This is a genomic window from Micromonospora sp. NPDC000668 (genome assembly GCF_042897975.1).
In the GTDB taxonomy this organism is placed as follows: Bacteria; Actinomycetota; Actinomycetes; order Mycobacteriales; family Micromonosporaceae; genus Micromonospora.
Genome location: NZ_JBIAYP010000005.1, coordinates 120,318 through 134,953, shown reverse-complemented (window position 1 = coordinate 134,953; position 14,636 = coordinate 120,318). Strand labels below are relative to the sequence as shown.

The window sequence follows — 14,636 nt, the reverse complement described above, 5'->3', positions numbered from 1 at the left end:
CCCGGGACCTGGTCAGGCGAGCCGGCCGTCGTGGGCGAGCAGGGCGATCTGGGTGCGGTTGTCGAGGTCCAGCTTGGTCAGGATGTGCGAGACGTGGGCCTTCACGGTGGTCACGCTCATCAGCAGCTCGGTGGCGATCTCGGCGTTGGAGCGTCCCTGCGCGATGGCCAGGACGACGTCGCGTTCCCGGGGCGTGAGCAGGGCCAGCCGGGTACGCGCCTGCTCGTAGGACTCGGCGCCGGACGCGACCCGCTGCATGAGGCGGCGCGTGACGCCCGGCGACAGCATCGGGTTGCCGGCGGCGACGGCGCGGACGGCCTGGCTGATCCGCTCCGGCGGGGTGTCCTTGAGCAGGAACCCGCTGGCACCGGCCCGCAGGGCCCGCACCACGTGCTCGTCGGTGTCGAACGTGGTGAGCACGATGATCTCCGGTGGCCGGGGGCGGCGGCGCAGGCGCTCGGTGGCGGTGATGCCGTTGACGCCGGGCATCCGGATGTCCATCAGCACCACGTCGGGCATGTGCCGGTCCACCGCGGTGATCGCCGCACCGCCGTCGGCGGCCTCGCCCACAACGACGATCCCGTCGGCGCCGTCGAGCATCATCGTCAGCATTCCCCGCACGAGGGGATCGTCGTCGACGATGACGACCCGGACCGGGCCCGTCACGTCGGCCACGGCAGCCACGCGGTGAGGTGGAACCGACCCGAGGCGTCGATGTGGTGGGCGACGCGGCCGCCGGTGAGGGCGGCCCGCTCGGCGAGACCGATCAGGCCCGCGCCGTCGTGCCCGGCGGCACCGCCGTCGGGTGTGGTCGGGTTGCTCACCGCGATGCTCAGGCCGGAGCCGGGCGCCCCGCCGACGGCGAGTCGGACCGGCTGCCCGGCGGCGTGCTTGCGGGCGTTGGTCAGCGCCTCCTGCGCGATCCGGTAGGCGGTGCGGCCGACCGTCGGGGGGACCTCGACCGGCGGGCCGAGCGGGTCGTCGACCTCGATGTGCTGCCCGGCGGCCCGAGCCTCCTCGACCAGGCGCGGCAGGTCAGCGAGGGTCTGCCCGGGCGGTGCGTCCGCCGGCGCCTCGGCGTCGTCGGTGCGCAGCAGCGTGATGACCTCGCGCAGTTCGTCGAGGGCGTGGTGTGCGCTGGCGCGGATCACCCCGGCGGCGGCGCTGAGCCGCTCGGGTGGCGCGTCCGGCCGGTACTCCATCGCGCCGGCGGCCGCTGCCAGCAGCGACAGCCGATGGGCCAGCACGTCGTGCATCTCCCGCGCAATCCGGGTGCGCTCGGCCGCCCGGGCCTCGACGACCCGCCGTTCCTGCTCCTGCTCCGCCCGCCAGGTCCGGTCCCGCAGTGCCGCCAGCAGGGCGTACCGGGCCTGCGCCCAGGTGCCCCAGCCCAGCAGGGCCGCGTACGCGGCCGTCATCAGCACCAGCCGCCACGCGTACGGCAGGCTGGGCATCGGCCGCCACACCGCCTGCACCGCCTCGCCTACCACGCCGACCGCCGCCACCACCGCGGCCTGCCGGAACGGCCGGTTGCGGGCGGTGAACAGCACCGCGAAGCTCGCCACCGGAGTGGCCACCGGCGACAGCGCCACCAGCAGGCCCGCCAGCACGCCAGCGACCTCCGGGCGGCGGACGACCACCGGGACGAGGGCCAGGGCGGCCACCGCCAGCGCGACATCGGCGCGGACCAGGGCGGTCGACTCGGAGCGGGTGGCGGACCACAGCACGGTCGCGATGAGCACGCCCATCGTCACGGTCGCCACGCCCACCGGGACCGAACGCCACGTCCGCGGCGGGTCCACGTCACACGTCGCCGCATCCACCAGCGCAGGCTACTGGGCTCGCGGAGCGCCGGACCACCTCCTTTGGTAGTACGCGGCGCCGCCGACGGATGTACCCGCTGCGGCGTCCGGACCGACGTGCCCGACCCGGGCCGGTCCACAGACTCAGGGCATGACGAACAACCTTCTCCTGCGCCGAACCGCAGTGGCGGCCGGCGCGACCCTGGTAGCGACGGCGGAGTTCGCGATCCTGCACTCGGCGGCCGGCGTCGACCTGGCAGCCGGCACCGCAAACGCGACCCGGCAGATCACGGTGGCCGCGGTCGTGGTGGCCGCCGCGGTCGCTGCACTGGCCGCCTGGGCGCTGCTCGCGCTGCTGGAACGCCTCACCAACCGGGCGCGCGCCTGGTGGACCTCGATCGCGGTCGCGGTCCTGCTGCTGTCACTGCTGGTCGGGCCGCCGAGCGGCGTCGGCGGGGGAGCGAAGACGACGCTCGCGCTGCTACACCTGAGCGTCGGCGTCGTCCTCATCCTCGGCCTGCCCCGGCCGCGCCCGGAAGGGCTGAACCGATGACCGCGCTGACCATACGCAAGCAGGACGGCGCCTTCGTCCTCGACTCCGATGCCGGACCGCGCGCCTCGCTGCATACCGGCTGGACGTGGCGGTGCGGCGAGATCCGCACCGGCGCGGGCCTCTGGACGGTCGAGCCGACCGACCGCCGACGCATCGGGGTCACCGCCCAGGCCGAGCACGGCGCCGCGGTACGGCTCGACCCGCGCCAGTCGCACGTGCCGGGACCTGGCGGGGCGACGCGCTGGGCGCCCGGCCGCTGCGGTGGCGAGCTGGTCCGCGACAGGCACCGACTCGCGGTGCGCCTCCCCGGCCGGCTCGGCGGGCCGATCCGCGTCGACGTAACCGGTGAGTGGGCCGAGGTGGAGCTGGTGGCGCTCACCGCCTGCTTCGCACTGATGAGTCGACGGCGGCAGCGCATCCTGATCATGATGGCGGTCGTCAGCACCGCCAGTCGCGGCCCCATGGGTTGACGCGAGCGTGTCCGGCAGAAGGCGATGACGAGGACGAGTGATCGATGGAACCGGCAGGCCCGAAATGGGTTGTGCGATGGGCGTGAAGGAAACGGGTGTCTTCCCACCCGACAAGCGCTGAGGAGTGACACGGATCTGCTCGCCGTCGGTGGCACCGCTCGCTCACCCGTGCCCGCGCCGGTACTCGCCGACACGGGTGCTCCGGCCAGCTTGGCTCGCAGGGTCGAGTTCCGCGAGGCTCGCGCCCAGCTGAGCATCGTGATCGGTTCGACGGCCTGCTGGCGGTCCTTGACCGGGGTCGACACGATGCAGGCGTGAGCCGTCCGCCCACACTCCCGCCGTACCCCGGTGCCCGCCCCGCGCCGTCGGGGCGGGGGAGCGCGGGGTGGTGGGTCCTCGGCGCCGCCCTGGTCGTCGTGATCGCGGTCGGAGGCGTCGTCGTGTTTTGCGCCGGCCTCTGGACGTACGCGAACCACGACCGGCCCGAGCTGATCGACAATCCACCGGTCAGCGAGGTGGCCGAGAGCGCGTGCGCCACGATGCGCGCCACCGTGGCGGCAAAGGCTGTACCTCCCGACGCACCTGCCGACGCGCGGGCGCGCTCGATCCGGGAGCAGAACGCCGCAGTGACCGCCATGGTGGCGCGGGTGCGTGACCTGGACCGCGACCTGTTGGCGGGCGATCATCCGGTCAACGCGTGGCTGGCCGACTGGGAGACCCTCGTCGAGGCCCGCGAGCGGTATGCCGCCGATCTCGCCACCGGACGCCGGCCGCGCTTCGTGGTGCCGACCGCGGATGGCGAGCCGCTCACCGATCGGATGAACTCGGTGGGGCTGACGTGCGAGGTTCCGCCGCAGCTCATCGACCTCCTGTAGCCGGATCAGCCCTGCCGACGTGGTCAGTGCGTCCTCGTCCGTGCGATGTCACCGGGAACCAGCTTCACGCCGGTGGAGCTGCTTCTGGCTGCCATCGGCGGCTGCACGGCGATAGACGTGGACCACATCACCAGGCGTCGTGCCGAGCCGACGCAACTCTCCGTCGTAGTCAGCGGCGACAAGATCCGGGACGAGGCCGGAGGAAGACTGAGGTCTGCGGGTGCCGGGCGAGTCTGCGTTGAACAGGTTGAGCAGTAGCGCATCCATCGGCAGGCGGTGAGGCCGGTGTGTGCGGACAATGGTGAGAGTGGCACCTGCATTCGTCCTGCACCACCACCGCAAACCACGACCGCACTTTGACCTGCGGCTCGAGGAGGACGGTGTGCTGCGCTCCTGGGCGGTGCCTCGCGGCCTGCCGGACAGTCCCGACGACAACCGGCTCGCGATCGCCGTGCCCGATCACCACCTCGATCACCTCACCTATGAGGACGCCGACAAGTCGATCGCCGACATCGGCACCTGGGAGGAGCACGACCGCACCGAGCGTCGAATGCTGTTCACGTTGAACGGCCGCGCCGGCCGTCGGCGATACGCGCTCATCCGGACCGGTGAGGGTTGGCTGCTCCACCTGACGAAAGAGCAGCCTCCGGACGAGCGCGGTTAGAAGGCTCCCGAGGTCCGCCCGTACTCCTAAAGCGCCTTCGACCAGCGCTGGTGATCGGGCCAGGCCTGCGGGGTGGTGCCGCCGGCTGTGAGCGCCGACACTCCCGCCGCCGGCGGCGGCACTCGGGGGCCTGCCCGGGGTGCACGCGCCGCATCCCCGCGACGGCCTCATCGCGACCAGCGCCACCCGCCCCCGCAGCGTCCGACCGTCGTCAAGGTCCGATCGACAAGGGCGGTGCTCGGCACAATCGCTGTGCGGCCCGTCACTCGTACCGGTACTTCAGCGAGTCCGCCTCCGCCTGCTCGATGTCAGCGATCGTCAGCTCCGGTATCCGCAGCTGGGCCAGCGTCACCTCGGCCGAGGTCGGCTGGGCGTCCGCTGGCAGCCACTTCTCCGGCTCCCAGACCCCGGTGCGCAGGAGCGACTTGGGGCAGTGCGGGTAGACCTCGTCGATTCCCACCACCAGCGCACTGGCCGGCGGCTTGCCCACGGCGGTCAGCTGCGACAGCAGATCGGGGCGAGTGGAGACGCAGGCCCGGCCGTTCAGTCTGAGCGTCGTGGTGCGCCCCGGGATGATGAACAGCAGCCCGGCCCGTCCGGTCGCGATGACGTTCTGCAGGGTGTCCAGACGCTTGTTGCCAGTCGCGTCCGGTATCGCCACGGTCCGTGCGTCCAGGACGGCGACGAACCCGGCGGGGCCGCCGCGCGGGGAGACGTCACAGTTGCCCTCGGCGTCCACGCTGGCGACCAGGACCAGCGACGAGCAGCCGATCAACCGCCGGGTCTGCTCGGTGAGTTCGGTCATCTGCTTGCGCACGGCCGCGTCGCTGGGGAGTTCGTAGGCCCGGCGCAGCGCCTCCTGGTCGGGCACGGCGTCGAGGCGCAGCGAGTCGAAGGCGCTGGCGGCAAGGGCTGGCGTCATGCCGCCGACCCTAATGGGCATACCTGGCCAACGATAGCCACATTGACTGGCGCATCGACCTCGCCAACTCCGGCCCGCCGGGCCGGCCTCAGGCCAGCAGCACGTTGACCCCGGCGGCACGTAGGTCGGCGACGACCTTCGCGTCCGCGCCGTCGTCGGTCACCAGGATGTCCACCGCGTTGACGTCGCAGATCCGGGCAAAGGAGTGCCGGCCCAGCTTTTCCGAGCCGGCCACGACGACGACCCGACGGGACCGCCGGACCATCGTCGCGTCGATGCCGGCCTCGCCCTCGTCGTGACAGGACGTGCCGCCGTCGGGGGAGAACGCGTCGACCCCGAGGATCAGCACGTCGAGCCACAGCTCGTTCAGGACCATCGTCGCCAACGGCCCGGTCAGCTCGTACGACTGGGGCAGTGCCACACCGCCGAGGATGACGGTACGGACGTGGCGTCGCAGCACCATCTCGGTGGCGATGTTGAGTGCGTTCGTCACTACCGTCACGGCCGGCCGCTGAACGGCCTGGGCGAGGTCGACCCGCGCGGCGAGGCGTCGGGCCGTCGCGGACGTGGTGGTGCCACCGTTGAACGCGACCACGTCGCCCAGTTCGACGAGCTCGCAGGCGATCGCGGCGATGCGCTCCTTGGCGCCGTTGTCGCCCCGGCCCCGGTAGCGGACCGGCAGGTCGTACGAGACGGACGTGGCCACGACACCGCCGTGCGTCCGAGCCGCCAATTGTTGCTCCGCCAGGGTGGTGAAGTCCCGGCGGACCGTCGCCTCGGAGACCTGCAGGGCGCTGGCCGCCTCGGCGACGGACAGCCTGCCGCGCGCGCCCAGGATGTCGAGCAGCGCCTGCAGGCGCTGGGCGCGGTCGCGGCCGTCCGCCCGGTCGGTGGCAGCCTCGGCCGTGCTCACTTGATGGCCCCCGCCGTGAGACCTGCCACCAGGCGCTTTTCAACCAACGCGAAGAGAATGATCACGGGCACGATGCCGACGATAGAGACTCCAAAGACGTATTGCCACGCCGAATCGTACTGACCGACGAATTTTGTGATGGCGACGGTCAGCGGCTGGTTCTCCGCCGTGGTCAAGATGACGAGGCTGGCGGCGAACTCGTTCCAGCACGCGACGAACGTGAAGATGATCGCGGTGACGATGCCCGGCCAGACCACCGGCAGGGTTACCCGCCGCAGCGTCTGCAGTTTGCTGGCACCGTCGATCATTGCCGCCTCGTCTATCTCCTTGGGAACCCCGGCGAAGAAGCTGTGCATGATCCACACCGCGAAGCTGAGGTTGAACGCGCCGTTGACGAGGATCATAGCGAGCCAGGTGTCGTCGATGCCGATCGCGAGGAACTGCCGGAACAGTCCCGCCGCGAGTACGGTCGGCTGGAGCATCTGGGTCACCAGCACCAGGAGCAGGAACGCCAGTCGTCCGGGAAAGCGGTGCTTGGCCGTGTAATAGGCGGCGGGCATGGCCACCACCAGGACCAGCAGTGTCCCGCAGGCAGAGATGATGACGGTGGAGACGAGGTTGTAGGCGAGCGGTGTCTCCGGCGTGGACCACATCGACGCGTAGTTCGACGGCACCCATTCGGTCGGCAGGTATGTGGCCGGAATGCGCAGGATCTCCGAGTGCCGCTTGAACGAGCCGATCAACATCACCAGGTAGGGTGCCAGGAAGAACAACGCCACCACCGCGCCGGCCAATGTCATCAACCATCGGCGGCGGCCGTGGCGTTGCCCGCCACGGCTCCGGGTGCGACCGTTGTCTCCGCTGGCGCGCACCGATTTCTTGGCGCGCTCATCGCCCTGAGATCTCGTTGCCGTCGTCGCCAAGGCTCACTCGTCCCTCATCGGCCGGACAACCCGGAGGTAGATACCGATGACCGCGAGGACGATGACGAAGTTCACGACACTCAGTGCGCTCGCCGTCTCGACCTGGCGGTCCTGCTGGATGTATTTGAAGATCAACGTAGTGGTGGTGTCTGCGTCGTACCCGGGAATGCTGCCGGTCAGCGTGCGGAGGATGGGCAGCGAGTTGAAGACGTTGATGATGTTGATCAGCACGGCGACGGCGATCGCTGGCCGCAGGACCGGGAAGATCACGCTCCAGTAGGTCCGCACGGAGCCGGCGCCGTCCACTGAGGCGGCTTCCACCACCTCGCGCGGCACCATCTGCAGCCCGGCGAGGATCGTGTACGTGGTGAACGGCAGCGAGACGAACACCGCCACTCCCATGGCCACCAGGAAGGCCGGCACCGGCTGTCGGGTGAAGCCGAACCCGGTATCCAAAATCCCGAGGTCGACCAGGAACTGGTTCATGACGCCGTAAAAGGGATCGAGTCCGTAGTAAAAGACGGTAGACGTCATCACGACACTGGCCGCCCACGGGACGATGACCGCGAGTCGAACCAGTCGGCGTCCAGGGAAGGCCTTGTCAAGGAATTGCGCGAGCGCCATCGAGACGAGCAGCGTCACCACGACGACGCCGACCACCCATATCGCGGTGTTGAGCAGCACCCTGCCCAACGCGGGGGAGTCGAACAGCGTCACATAATTGTCGAACCCGGCCGAGCCGCGGTCCACCCCGACTGGCGACACGTCCCGGGTCGAGGTCCAGACCAGATAGCCGGCCGGGAACAGGACGATAGTGACAATCAGCGTCAGCGTCGGCAACAGCCATGGAAGTGCCGCCACCAGGTCCCGGCGTGCCTGACGACGCGCCGAGACCGCGGGTGCCGGCACTTCCACCAGTTGGTTGGTCATCATTTGTTAACCGCGCAGGCTAGCCGTTGGCCTTGGCCTGAATTTCATCCAGCACCGCCCTGGGATCCTTGCCCTGCCCAATCTGTCCCATCAGGCTCTGCATCGCGCCCTGGGTCGCCGCCCATTGCGGGTTCGTGCTGGGGTAGAACCTGGCGTTCGGCAGGACCTCGAGGAAGCTCGCGATCTCCGTCTTGCCCGCCTGCGCCGCTGCACCGGACTTGGTGGTGGGCAGGAATCCCTCGGTGTCGACGAACTTCGTGTAGACCGGTGCGCTGAACACGTAGTCCAGGAAGGTCTTGAGCGCTTCCTGCTTGTCACCCTCGTTCTTGAACGCCATCAGGTGGTCGGCGACCCCGAGGGTCATCGGCTGACCGTCCTTGGTGGGAATCGGCGCGCTCGCGTACTTGAGGCTCGGGTTCTTCTCCGCGATCTGCCTGACGGTTGGCGGGAGCGCCACCACCATGCCAATCTTGCCCTGGATGAACACGTCCAGCATGGGGGTCCGGTCGGACGCCCCGGGGTCGGGCTGGGTGGCCTTTTCGTCGATCATCCGTTTCATGAACGTGACGGCTTCGAGGTTCGCGGGGGTGTTGACCGCGATGGTCGACCCGTTGGTCCACGATCCGCCGTTGCCGAAGGTCCAGATTGAAGTCTCCGCCTGGGCCTCCTCGCTGCCCAGCGGCATACCGTAGCCGTAGACGCCGTCGCCGAGACTGGCCACCTTCTTCGCCGCGTCGAGCAGCTGGTCCCACGTCTTCGGCGGTGCCGTGACGCCGGCCCGCTCGAACAGTTCGGTGTTGTAGAGCATGGTGCGGGCCGAGGCGATCAGTGGCAGGCCGTACATGGTGCCGTCGATCGAGGCGTTGTCCGCAAAGGACTGCTGGAAGTCCGCCCTGGTGTTCGCCGAGACCACTTCGTCGGCGGAGTACAACAGGTCGTCCGCCGCGAAACCGGAGAAGGCGTCGATGTTGAGGATGTCCGGTGCGGCGTTCGACTGGACCTTGGTACGGACAACATCGTTGATGTTGTCCCAGGACTGGATCTCGAGCTCCACGTTGATGTCCGGGTGAGCCGCCTCAAAGTCGGCGATGATGCCCTCCCAGAGCGCCTTGGTGCCGTCGCTGTAGCTGGGCACAAGGAACGACAGCGTGCTGCCGCCCTCACTCTGCCCGTCGTCGCCGCCGAACCCGCAACCTGTCAGCGCCAGGCCGGCAACCGCTACGGCTGCCCACGAACGCACGAATCTCTTCATATCCGCCTCCACCGGCGCAAGGACATCGCCAAAGTCGTGATCGGAATCCTGGCTGGCTGTGATCGTTCGTGACTGGTTCTGGTCGGAATCTTCCACGATCAAGCCGCCGCTGGGGGAATTCTGCGTTGCCGTCCCGAGCAACGTCAAGGCCTTCCGCTGTAACTGCTGCTCTGGTCGTGGACGGTCCCTCCCGGGCACCGATGCGTGTTCCTGACTGATTCCGTGACTTTCTTGACAGACTTGATCAGATCGCTCCATTCTGGAGGCTCTCCAAACCCGCTCGCATGAACCACGAGGACGAGGCACCCGATGAGTGAAGGAACCTTCCTGGCGGCCGAGATCAAGACCCAGCCGGATGACTGGCTCCGTGTCTTGGACGTGCTGCCCTCCGTGGCGATGGACCTTCCGCAGCCCGGCGAGCGAGTCGCGGTGCTCGGATGTGGAACATCGCTATTCGTCGCCCAGGCCTACGCGGCCCTGCGCGAGAGCGCCGGCGAGGGCATCACCGACGCGTGGCCGGCCAGTGAACACCAACTCGGCCGTGGCTACGACCGGGTGCTCTGCATTACCCGCTCGGGCACCACCACCGAGGTGCTCGACGTCCTCAAGCAGCGCCGGGACAGCGCGCCGACCACCGTCATCACCGCCGACGCGACATCCCCGGCGGTGAGCATGGCCCGTCCGGTCGTGCTCAGCGACGTCGACGAGAGTTCGGTCGTACAGACTCGCTTCGCGACGACCACGCTCGCGCTGTTGCGGGCGGCCCTCGGTCACGACCTACGTCCGGTCGCCGAACAGGCACGGCAGGTTCTCGACCGTGGCGTCGACGCGACGAGCCCGGCCGCGACGGCCGACCAGATCACCTTCCTCGGACGCGGCTGGACGGTCGGGCTCGCGCACGAGGCGGCCCTGAAGCTACGCGAGACGACTCAACTGTGGACCGAGTCCTACCCCGCCATGGAGTACCGGCACGGTCCGCTCAGCATCACCGGGCCCGGCCGAGTTGTCTGGGCGCTCGGAGAGGTTCCCGTCGGCCTGGCGGACCAGGTCCGGGCCACCGGCGGACACTTCGAGTGGTCCGAGGTGGACCCGCTCGCCGATCTGGTCCGCGTCCAACAGTTGTGCCTGCTGCGGGCCGGGGCAGCAGGGCTCGACGCGGACCAGCCGCGCAATCTGTCCCGGTCGGTCATCCTCGACGGCTGACCGCTGGGCACCCGGGCCAGGGTGCCGGAGGTAGCCGGGCCAGGTGGTCCGGTGCTGACTGATCCCTCGCGTCGGCCAGCATGGTTAAGCAATCGTGCCAGGATCGTGCGTCAAACGATCACCTTCAAGCAGAAGATCTCTGATCGACCATTGCGCTCGCAAGTGGAGTGATCGATACTGCTTGAAATTTCGCGTGACACGTCACATTCCCGCAGAGGAGCTGATCCACGTGAGTCCCAACGAAGCCATCCCGAGCGAGTCCACCGAGGCAGCCAGATCCCACCCGTCGCGTCGCAACGTCCTGAAGGGCGTGGGCGCGCTGGGCGCCGCGGCCGGACTGGGCGGTGCCCTACTGCCGGGCGCGGCGGCCAGTGCGGCGCCCGCGGCCGAACCTGCCCGGATCAAGGGCAAAGAGAAGTCCATGGCCAACGTGCCCTTTGAGGGCTTCGACGAGGTGCGCGTCGGCATCATCGGCCTTGGCAACCGCGGCGGAGACCAGGCCATGCGGTGGGCCGCCGTCTCCACGATCACCGCGGTCTGCGACATTCGGCCCGACCACGTCGCGGAGACCATCAGCCGAGTCATGGCCCAGGGCTTCCAGGACAAGGAGCCGGTCGGCTACTCCAACGGCGAGGAGGACTTCGAGCGGCTCGTCCGCCGTGACGATATCGACCTGATCTATATCGCCACGCCGTGGGAGTGGCACCACCCGATGGCCAAGGCGGCCATGGAGCACGGCAAGCACGTTGCCATCGAGCTGCCGATCGCGCCGCACCTGGACGACATCTGGGACCTGGTCCGTACCTCCGAGCGCACCGGCAAGCACTGCATGCTGCTGGAGAACGTGAACTACTTCCGCCCCGAGATGCAGATGTTCAACATGGCCAAGGCGGGGCTTTTCGGCGAGTTGCAGCACGCCTCCGGTGGATACGTCCACGACCTGCGCTGGCCGTACACCTTCGGGGGTGCCTACTACCCGGAGCACTGGCGGCGGCGCTGGCAAACCCGGATGAACGCCGCCCACTACCCGATGCACGGGCTCGGGCCGGTCTCGGCCTGCCTGGACATCAACCGCGGCGACCGCTTCGACGAACTCGTCGCGGTCGCCTCGCGGCCCAAGGCGCTGGCCCTGTTCCGCGAGGAGGACCCGCGGGTCGGCGCGGACCACCCGTCCTGGGACGACGATCCCTACATCTCCGGGGACCGCAAGCAGGTCTTCATCAAGACCGTCAACGACCGGTTCATCCGGGTCGAGCACGACGTGAACTCGCCCCACCCGTACAGCCGGGAGACCACGCTCACCGGGACCCGGGGTTCCCTGGAACTGGACAACGCCCGGATCTACCTGGAGTCGCTCGGTCACACGAACCACGCGTGGCGGACCGGCAGTGCCTTCAGCACGATCATGAACCAGCACGACCACTGGATCTGGCCGGCCCTGCAGAACCTGGCCAGCCAGTACGGTGGGCACGGCGGCGGCGACTTCATCTCCATCTTCCGGATGGTCCAGTTGATGCGCCTGGGCATGACCCCGGACATCGACGTCTACGACTCGGCGGCGTGGTGCTCGGTAATCCCGCTCAGCCACGAGTCGCTGAAGGGCAAGGGTTTCAAGTCGGTCAAGGTGCCCGACTTCACCCGCGGCCACTGGACGGAGGCACGCCCCACGTTCGACCGGCCGCGGCCGGAGGACCCGTGGCTGGACGGCAACGGCCGGCCGCGCCGGTAGGCACAGGCGCGGGCTGAGCTGACGCACCCGGGGTCGGGCACGAACGGTATTGTCCGTGCCCGACCCCGGTGCTTCGAGAGCCACCCAGCGAGGTCTGCCTGGCCAGGCCACGGTCGCAGGTCAATGAAACAAGTAGCCGATGTGCGTGCGTTCGAAGGTGGGCACGACATGCTCGTGCTCAGACCATGCGACGTAGCGCGGTCTCCACGGCATCGATCAGCGGATTACCTTCGGTCCGTGGGTGCCGTGCGAGACCGAGCTCGACGTCCGGCAGGGTGGGCAGGGCGTCCGCGTCGTGGCAGGCCATGACCGGTTCGAGGTTCGCGGGCATGAGCGCCGCGACGCCGAGCCCGGCCCGTACCGCGGCGAGCACACCGATCAGGCTGTTGCTTTCGAACGCCACCCGCCAGCGCCGATCGGCACGTTCCAGCGTTTCCAGCACTGACGTACGCCAGGAGCACGGGTTCGAGAACAGCACCACCGGCAGCGGATCGGCAGCCACGTCCACACCCTGGCCGATCGCCCAGACCAGCGGGCGGCGTACCGTCCAGCGCGGCGGCCCGGGAACGTCCGGCACCGCGTCGAGCACGAGTTGGACGCGGCCCGCGTCGTAGGCCTCCCGCATCGCGGCGCTGGAAATACTGAGCACCTCCAGCGTCGCGCCGGGGTGCAGCCGGGCGAGGTCGGCGAGGGCCTGCGGAAGCTGGGACGCGGCGAGGTCTTCGAGCAACCCGACGACGCAGTGGCCGGTAAGCGCGCGTCCGGTTTCGGTGAGTGCCTGTGCGGAGAGCGAGAGAATGCGTTCGGCGTACGGCAGGAGCTCCTCACCCGCCCGGGTCGGCGAGACGCCAGACGGCGACCGGTAAAGCAGCGGACGGCCGACAACGCTCTCGAGCTTGCGCAACTGCTGGCTGAGCGCGGGCTGTGTATGCCCGAGCGCGGTCGCGGCGCGGCTGATGCTGCCCGCCCGCACGGCGGTGACGAACGACCGCAGCAACGCGGTCTCAAGATCCCTGGCCATAAGCATTCATTATGCCAGCTCCAATAAATTACCCACTTCTTATGATGTGAGGGATGACTTAACGTCACGCTGGTGACCGGATACCGACAGGTGCTCGCCGTGCCAGGGATGGCATCGCTGCTGGGCGTTTCGCTGCTCGCCCGGGCCGCGATCACGGCTGACGTGATGGCGCTGACGATGTATGTCGTGCTGGGCCTGGAGCTGAGCTACGCCGCAGCGGGCGGGGTCGCCGCGGCCCTGACCGCCGGAGTGGCGCTGGGCGGGCCGCTGCTCGGCCGCATGATCGACTCGCGGGGCCCGCGCACCGTGCTGCTGGTAACCGTCGTAGTGCAAGTCGTGTTCTGGCTGAGCGTACCGATCCTGCCGTATGGGTTCCTGCTGGTCGCCAGCTTCGTGGCGGGTCTGCTGATGGTGCCGGCCCAGGCGGTGAGCAGGCAGGCGATCGCCGCGATGACGACAACGGAGCAGCGCCGGGCCGCGTTTGCGCTGGAATCAGTGCAGGGCGAGCTGTCGTACATCGTGGGCCCGGCGGTGGTGATCCTGTGTGCGGCGACGATGTCCCCCGATGTGGTGGCGTGGGGGGTCGGTGCCGCGATCGTGGCCGGCGGAGCCGGAATCGCCTTGCTCAACCCCCCGGTGCGTGCCGATGCCGAGGCGGATGCCAGCGCGGCCGGACGGCCCCCGCGCAGGCAGTGGCTGGGCGCCGGAATGATCGCCGCGCTGACGATGGCGTTCGGCACCACGACGCTGCTCAGCGGCGTCGACCTCGCCATCGTCGCCACGCTGCAAGAAGCAGGTCAGGTGTCCTGGGCTGCCGTGGTCGTAGTGGTGTTCGGCGCGTCGTCCGTCGTCGGCGGACTGATCTACGGCGCGCTGACCCGGCCGCTGCCCACGTGGCTGCTGCTCGGCTTGCTCGGGCTTGTGACGATTCCCGCCGGGCTCGCCCACGACTGGCCCTGGTTGTGCGTGGCCGTCGTCGGCAGCGGGCTACTCACCGCGCCGACCCTTGCCACGGTGGCCGACGCGGTGAGCCGGCTGGCGCCGGCCGGCGTGCGGGGTGAGGCGACAGGCCTGCAATCGTCAGCGCAGAGCGCTGGCTTCGCGCTCGGATCCCCGCTCGTCGGCGTGGCGATCGACCTCTCCGTACCGGCGGCCGGCTTCGCGGCGGCCGGGCTGGCCGGCCTCGCTGCCGCACTGACCGGACACCTACTGTCCCGCCGCTCGCCCGCTCGAACGGCGGCGCCCTACCACCCTGTTCCAGTTGATCTCGGATAGTGAGCGTGGCGAGGCGGCGGGGGTGCCGCGATCCTGCCGGGAGACGAAGTACGACTCGCGGCGCCGACCGGGGGCGACTGGTCACCACGGCGGCAGCGGCGCGC

General features: G+C 69.3%; 16 protein-coding genes. 8 read left to right on the top strand and 8 right to left on the bottom strand.

Translation table 11 applies throughout. The features are described from left to right. Window positions 1-12: 12 nt before the first annotated feature. Both ACFY29_RS25270 and ACFY29_RS25265 read right to left on the bottom strand, forming a co-directional pair. Window positions 13-675, bottom strand: coding sequence for a response regulator transcription factor (locus ACFY29_RS25270; RefSeq protein WP_328415302.1), 663 nt, complete (start codon window positions 673-675; stop codon window positions 13-15). Continuing rightward, the gene (locus ACFY29_RS25265; protein WP_386990127.1) at window positions 663-1,823 is read right to left on the bottom strand and encodes a sensor histidine kinase; all 1,161 of its coding nucleotides are present in this window, start codon (window positions 1,821-1,823) and stop codon (window positions 663-665) included. Before ACFY29_RS25265 ends, ACFY29_RS25270 begins: the two co-directional genes overlap by 13 nt. A 130-nt stretch (window positions 1,824-1,953) precedes the next feature. Between ACFY29_RS25265 and ACFY29_RS25260 the strand changes: the two genes are divergently transcribed. The 5 genes from ACFY29_RS25260 (at window position 1,954) to ACFY29_RS25240 (ending at window position 4,364) form a co-directional block, all read left to right on the top strand. Continuing rightward, entirely contained in the window at window positions 1,954-2,355 is a 402-nt protein-coding gene (locus tag ACFY29_RS25260; protein WP_386990125.1) for a DUF6069 family protein, read from the top strand. Then, entirely contained in the window at window positions 2,352-2,825 is a 474-nt protein-coding gene (locus ACFY29_RS25255) for a hypothetical protein (RefSeq protein ID WP_386990123.1), read from the top strand. Before ACFY29_RS25260 ends, ACFY29_RS25255 begins: the two co-directional genes overlap by 4 nt. Before the next feature lie 314 nt (window positions 2,826-3,139). Continuing rightward, entirely contained in the window at window positions 3,140-3,700 is a 561-nt protein-coding gene (locus ACFY29_RS25250) for a hypothetical protein (protein WP_386990121.1), read from the top strand. A gap of 45 nt (window positions 3,701-3,745) precedes the next feature. Further along, the gene (locus ACFY29_RS25245; RefSeq protein ID WP_386990119.1) at window positions 3,746-3,958 is read left to right on the top strand and encodes an OsmC family protein; all 213 of its coding nucleotides are present in this window, start codon (window positions 3,746-3,748) and stop codon (window positions 3,956-3,958) included. A 40-nt stretch (window positions 3,959-3,998) separates the two neighbouring features. After that, complete coding sequence (locus ACFY29_RS25240; protein ID WP_386990117.1) at window positions 3,999-4,364, top strand: DNA polymerase ligase N-terminal domain-containing protein; 366 nt, start codon at window positions 3,999-4,001, stop codon at window positions 4,362-4,364. Window positions 4,365-4,626: 262 nt separating this feature from the next. Here ACFY29_RS25240 and ACFY29_RS25235 read toward each other — a convergent pair whose 3' ends face one another. The 5 genes from ACFY29_RS25235 to ACFY29_RS25215 form a co-directional block, all read right to left on the bottom strand. Beyond that, complete coding sequence (locus ACFY29_RS25235) at window positions 4,627-5,286, bottom strand: MSMEG_1061 family FMN-dependent PPOX-type flavoprotein (protein ID WP_386990115.1); 660 nt, start codon at window positions 5,284-5,286, stop codon at window positions 4,627-4,629. 88 nt (window positions 5,287-5,374) lie between these two features. After that, window positions 5,375-6,199, bottom strand: coding sequence for a DeoR/GlpR family DNA-binding transcription regulator (locus ACFY29_RS25230; protein WP_386990113.1), 825 nt, complete (start codon window positions 6,197-6,199; stop codon window positions 5,375-5,377). Then, window positions 6,196-7,122 (bottom strand): carbohydrate ABC transporter permease, encoded by a 927-nt coding sequence (locus tag ACFY29_RS25225; protein ID WP_355613732.1) that lies wholly within the window; start codon window positions 7,120-7,122, stop codon window positions 6,196-6,198. The genes ACFY29_RS25230 and ACFY29_RS25225 overlap by 4 nt, the downstream gene beginning before the upstream one ends. 3 nt (window positions 7,123-7,125) lie before the next feature. Next, window positions 7,126-8,052, bottom strand: coding sequence for a sugar ABC transporter permease (locus tag ACFY29_RS25220; RefSeq protein WP_355613734.1), 927 nt, complete (start codon window positions 8,050-8,052; stop codon window positions 7,126-7,128). Window positions 8,053-8,071: 19 nt separating this feature from the next. After that, window positions 8,072-9,451, bottom strand: a complete 1,380-nt coding sequence (locus tag ACFY29_RS25215) for an extracellular solute-binding protein (protein WP_386990110.1) — start codon at window positions 9,449-9,451, stop codon at window positions 8,072-8,074. A gap of 162 nt (window positions 9,452-9,613) precedes the next feature. Between ACFY29_RS25215 and ACFY29_RS25210 the strand changes: the two genes are divergently transcribed. Both ACFY29_RS25210 and ACFY29_RS25205 read left to right on the top strand, forming a co-directional pair. Beyond that, window positions 9,614-10,507, top strand: coding sequence for an SIS domain-containing protein (locus ACFY29_RS25210; RefSeq protein WP_386990108.1), 894 nt, complete (start codon window positions 9,614-9,616; stop codon window positions 10,505-10,507). A gap of 229 nt (window positions 10,508-10,736) precedes the next feature. Then, entirely contained in the window at window positions 10,737-12,236 is a 1,500-nt protein-coding gene (locus tag ACFY29_RS25205) for a Gfo/Idh/MocA family oxidoreductase (protein WP_355613740.1), read from the top strand. Between the two features lie 178 nt (window positions 12,237-12,414). On the opposite strand, the gene ACFY29_RS25200 is transcribed toward ACFY29_RS25205, so the two are convergent. Then, on the bottom strand, window positions 12,415-13,257 hold the full coding sequence (locus ACFY29_RS25200) for a LysR family transcriptional regulator (protein WP_386990106.1): 843 nt from the start codon (window positions 13,255-13,257) through the stop codon (window positions 12,415-12,417). Between the two features lie 72 nt (window positions 13,258-13,329). Here ACFY29_RS25200 and ACFY29_RS25195 point away from each other — a divergent pair, with 72 nt between their 5' ends. Beyond that, window positions 13,330-14,532 (top strand): MFS transporter, encoded by a 1,203-nt coding sequence (locus ACFY29_RS25195; RefSeq protein WP_386990105.1) that lies wholly within the window; start codon window positions 13,330-13,332, stop codon window positions 14,530-14,532. The last annotated feature ends 104 nt before the right edge of the window (window positions 14,533-14,636 follow it).

Coding starts and splice junctions, on each gene's coding strand:
- ACFY29_RS25260 (WP_386990125.1), top strand. CDS start 1,954: ATGACGAACAACCTTCTCCTGCGCCGAACCGCAGTGGCGGCCGGCGCG.
- ACFY29_RS25255 (WP_386990123.1), top strand. CDS start 2,352: ATGACCGCGCTGACCATACGCAAGCAGGACGGCGCCTTCGTCCTCGAC.
- ACFY29_RS25245 (WP_386990119.1), top strand. CDS start 3,746: ATGTCACCGGGAACCAGCTTCACGCCGGTGGAGCTGCTTCTGGCTGCC.
- ACFY29_RS25240 (WP_386990117.1), top strand. CDS start 3,999: ATGGTGAGAGTGGCACCTGCATTCGTCCTGCACCACCACCGCAAACCA.
- ACFY29_RS25235 (WP_386990115.1), bottom strand. CDS start 5,286: ATGACGCCAGCCCTTGCCGCCAGCGCCTTCGACTCGCTGCGCCTCGAC.
- ACFY29_RS25220 (WP_355613734.1), bottom strand. CDS start 8,052: ATGACCAACCAACTGGTGGAAGTGCCGGCACCCGCGGTCTCGGCGCGT.
- ACFY29_RS25210 (WP_386990108.1), top strand. CDS start 9,614: ATGAGTGAAGGAACCTTCCTGGCGGCCGAGATCAAGACCCAGCCGGAT.
- ACFY29_RS25200 (WP_386990106.1), bottom strand. CDS start 13,257: ATGGCCAGGGATCTTGAGACCGCGTTGCTGCGGTCGTTCGTCACCGCC.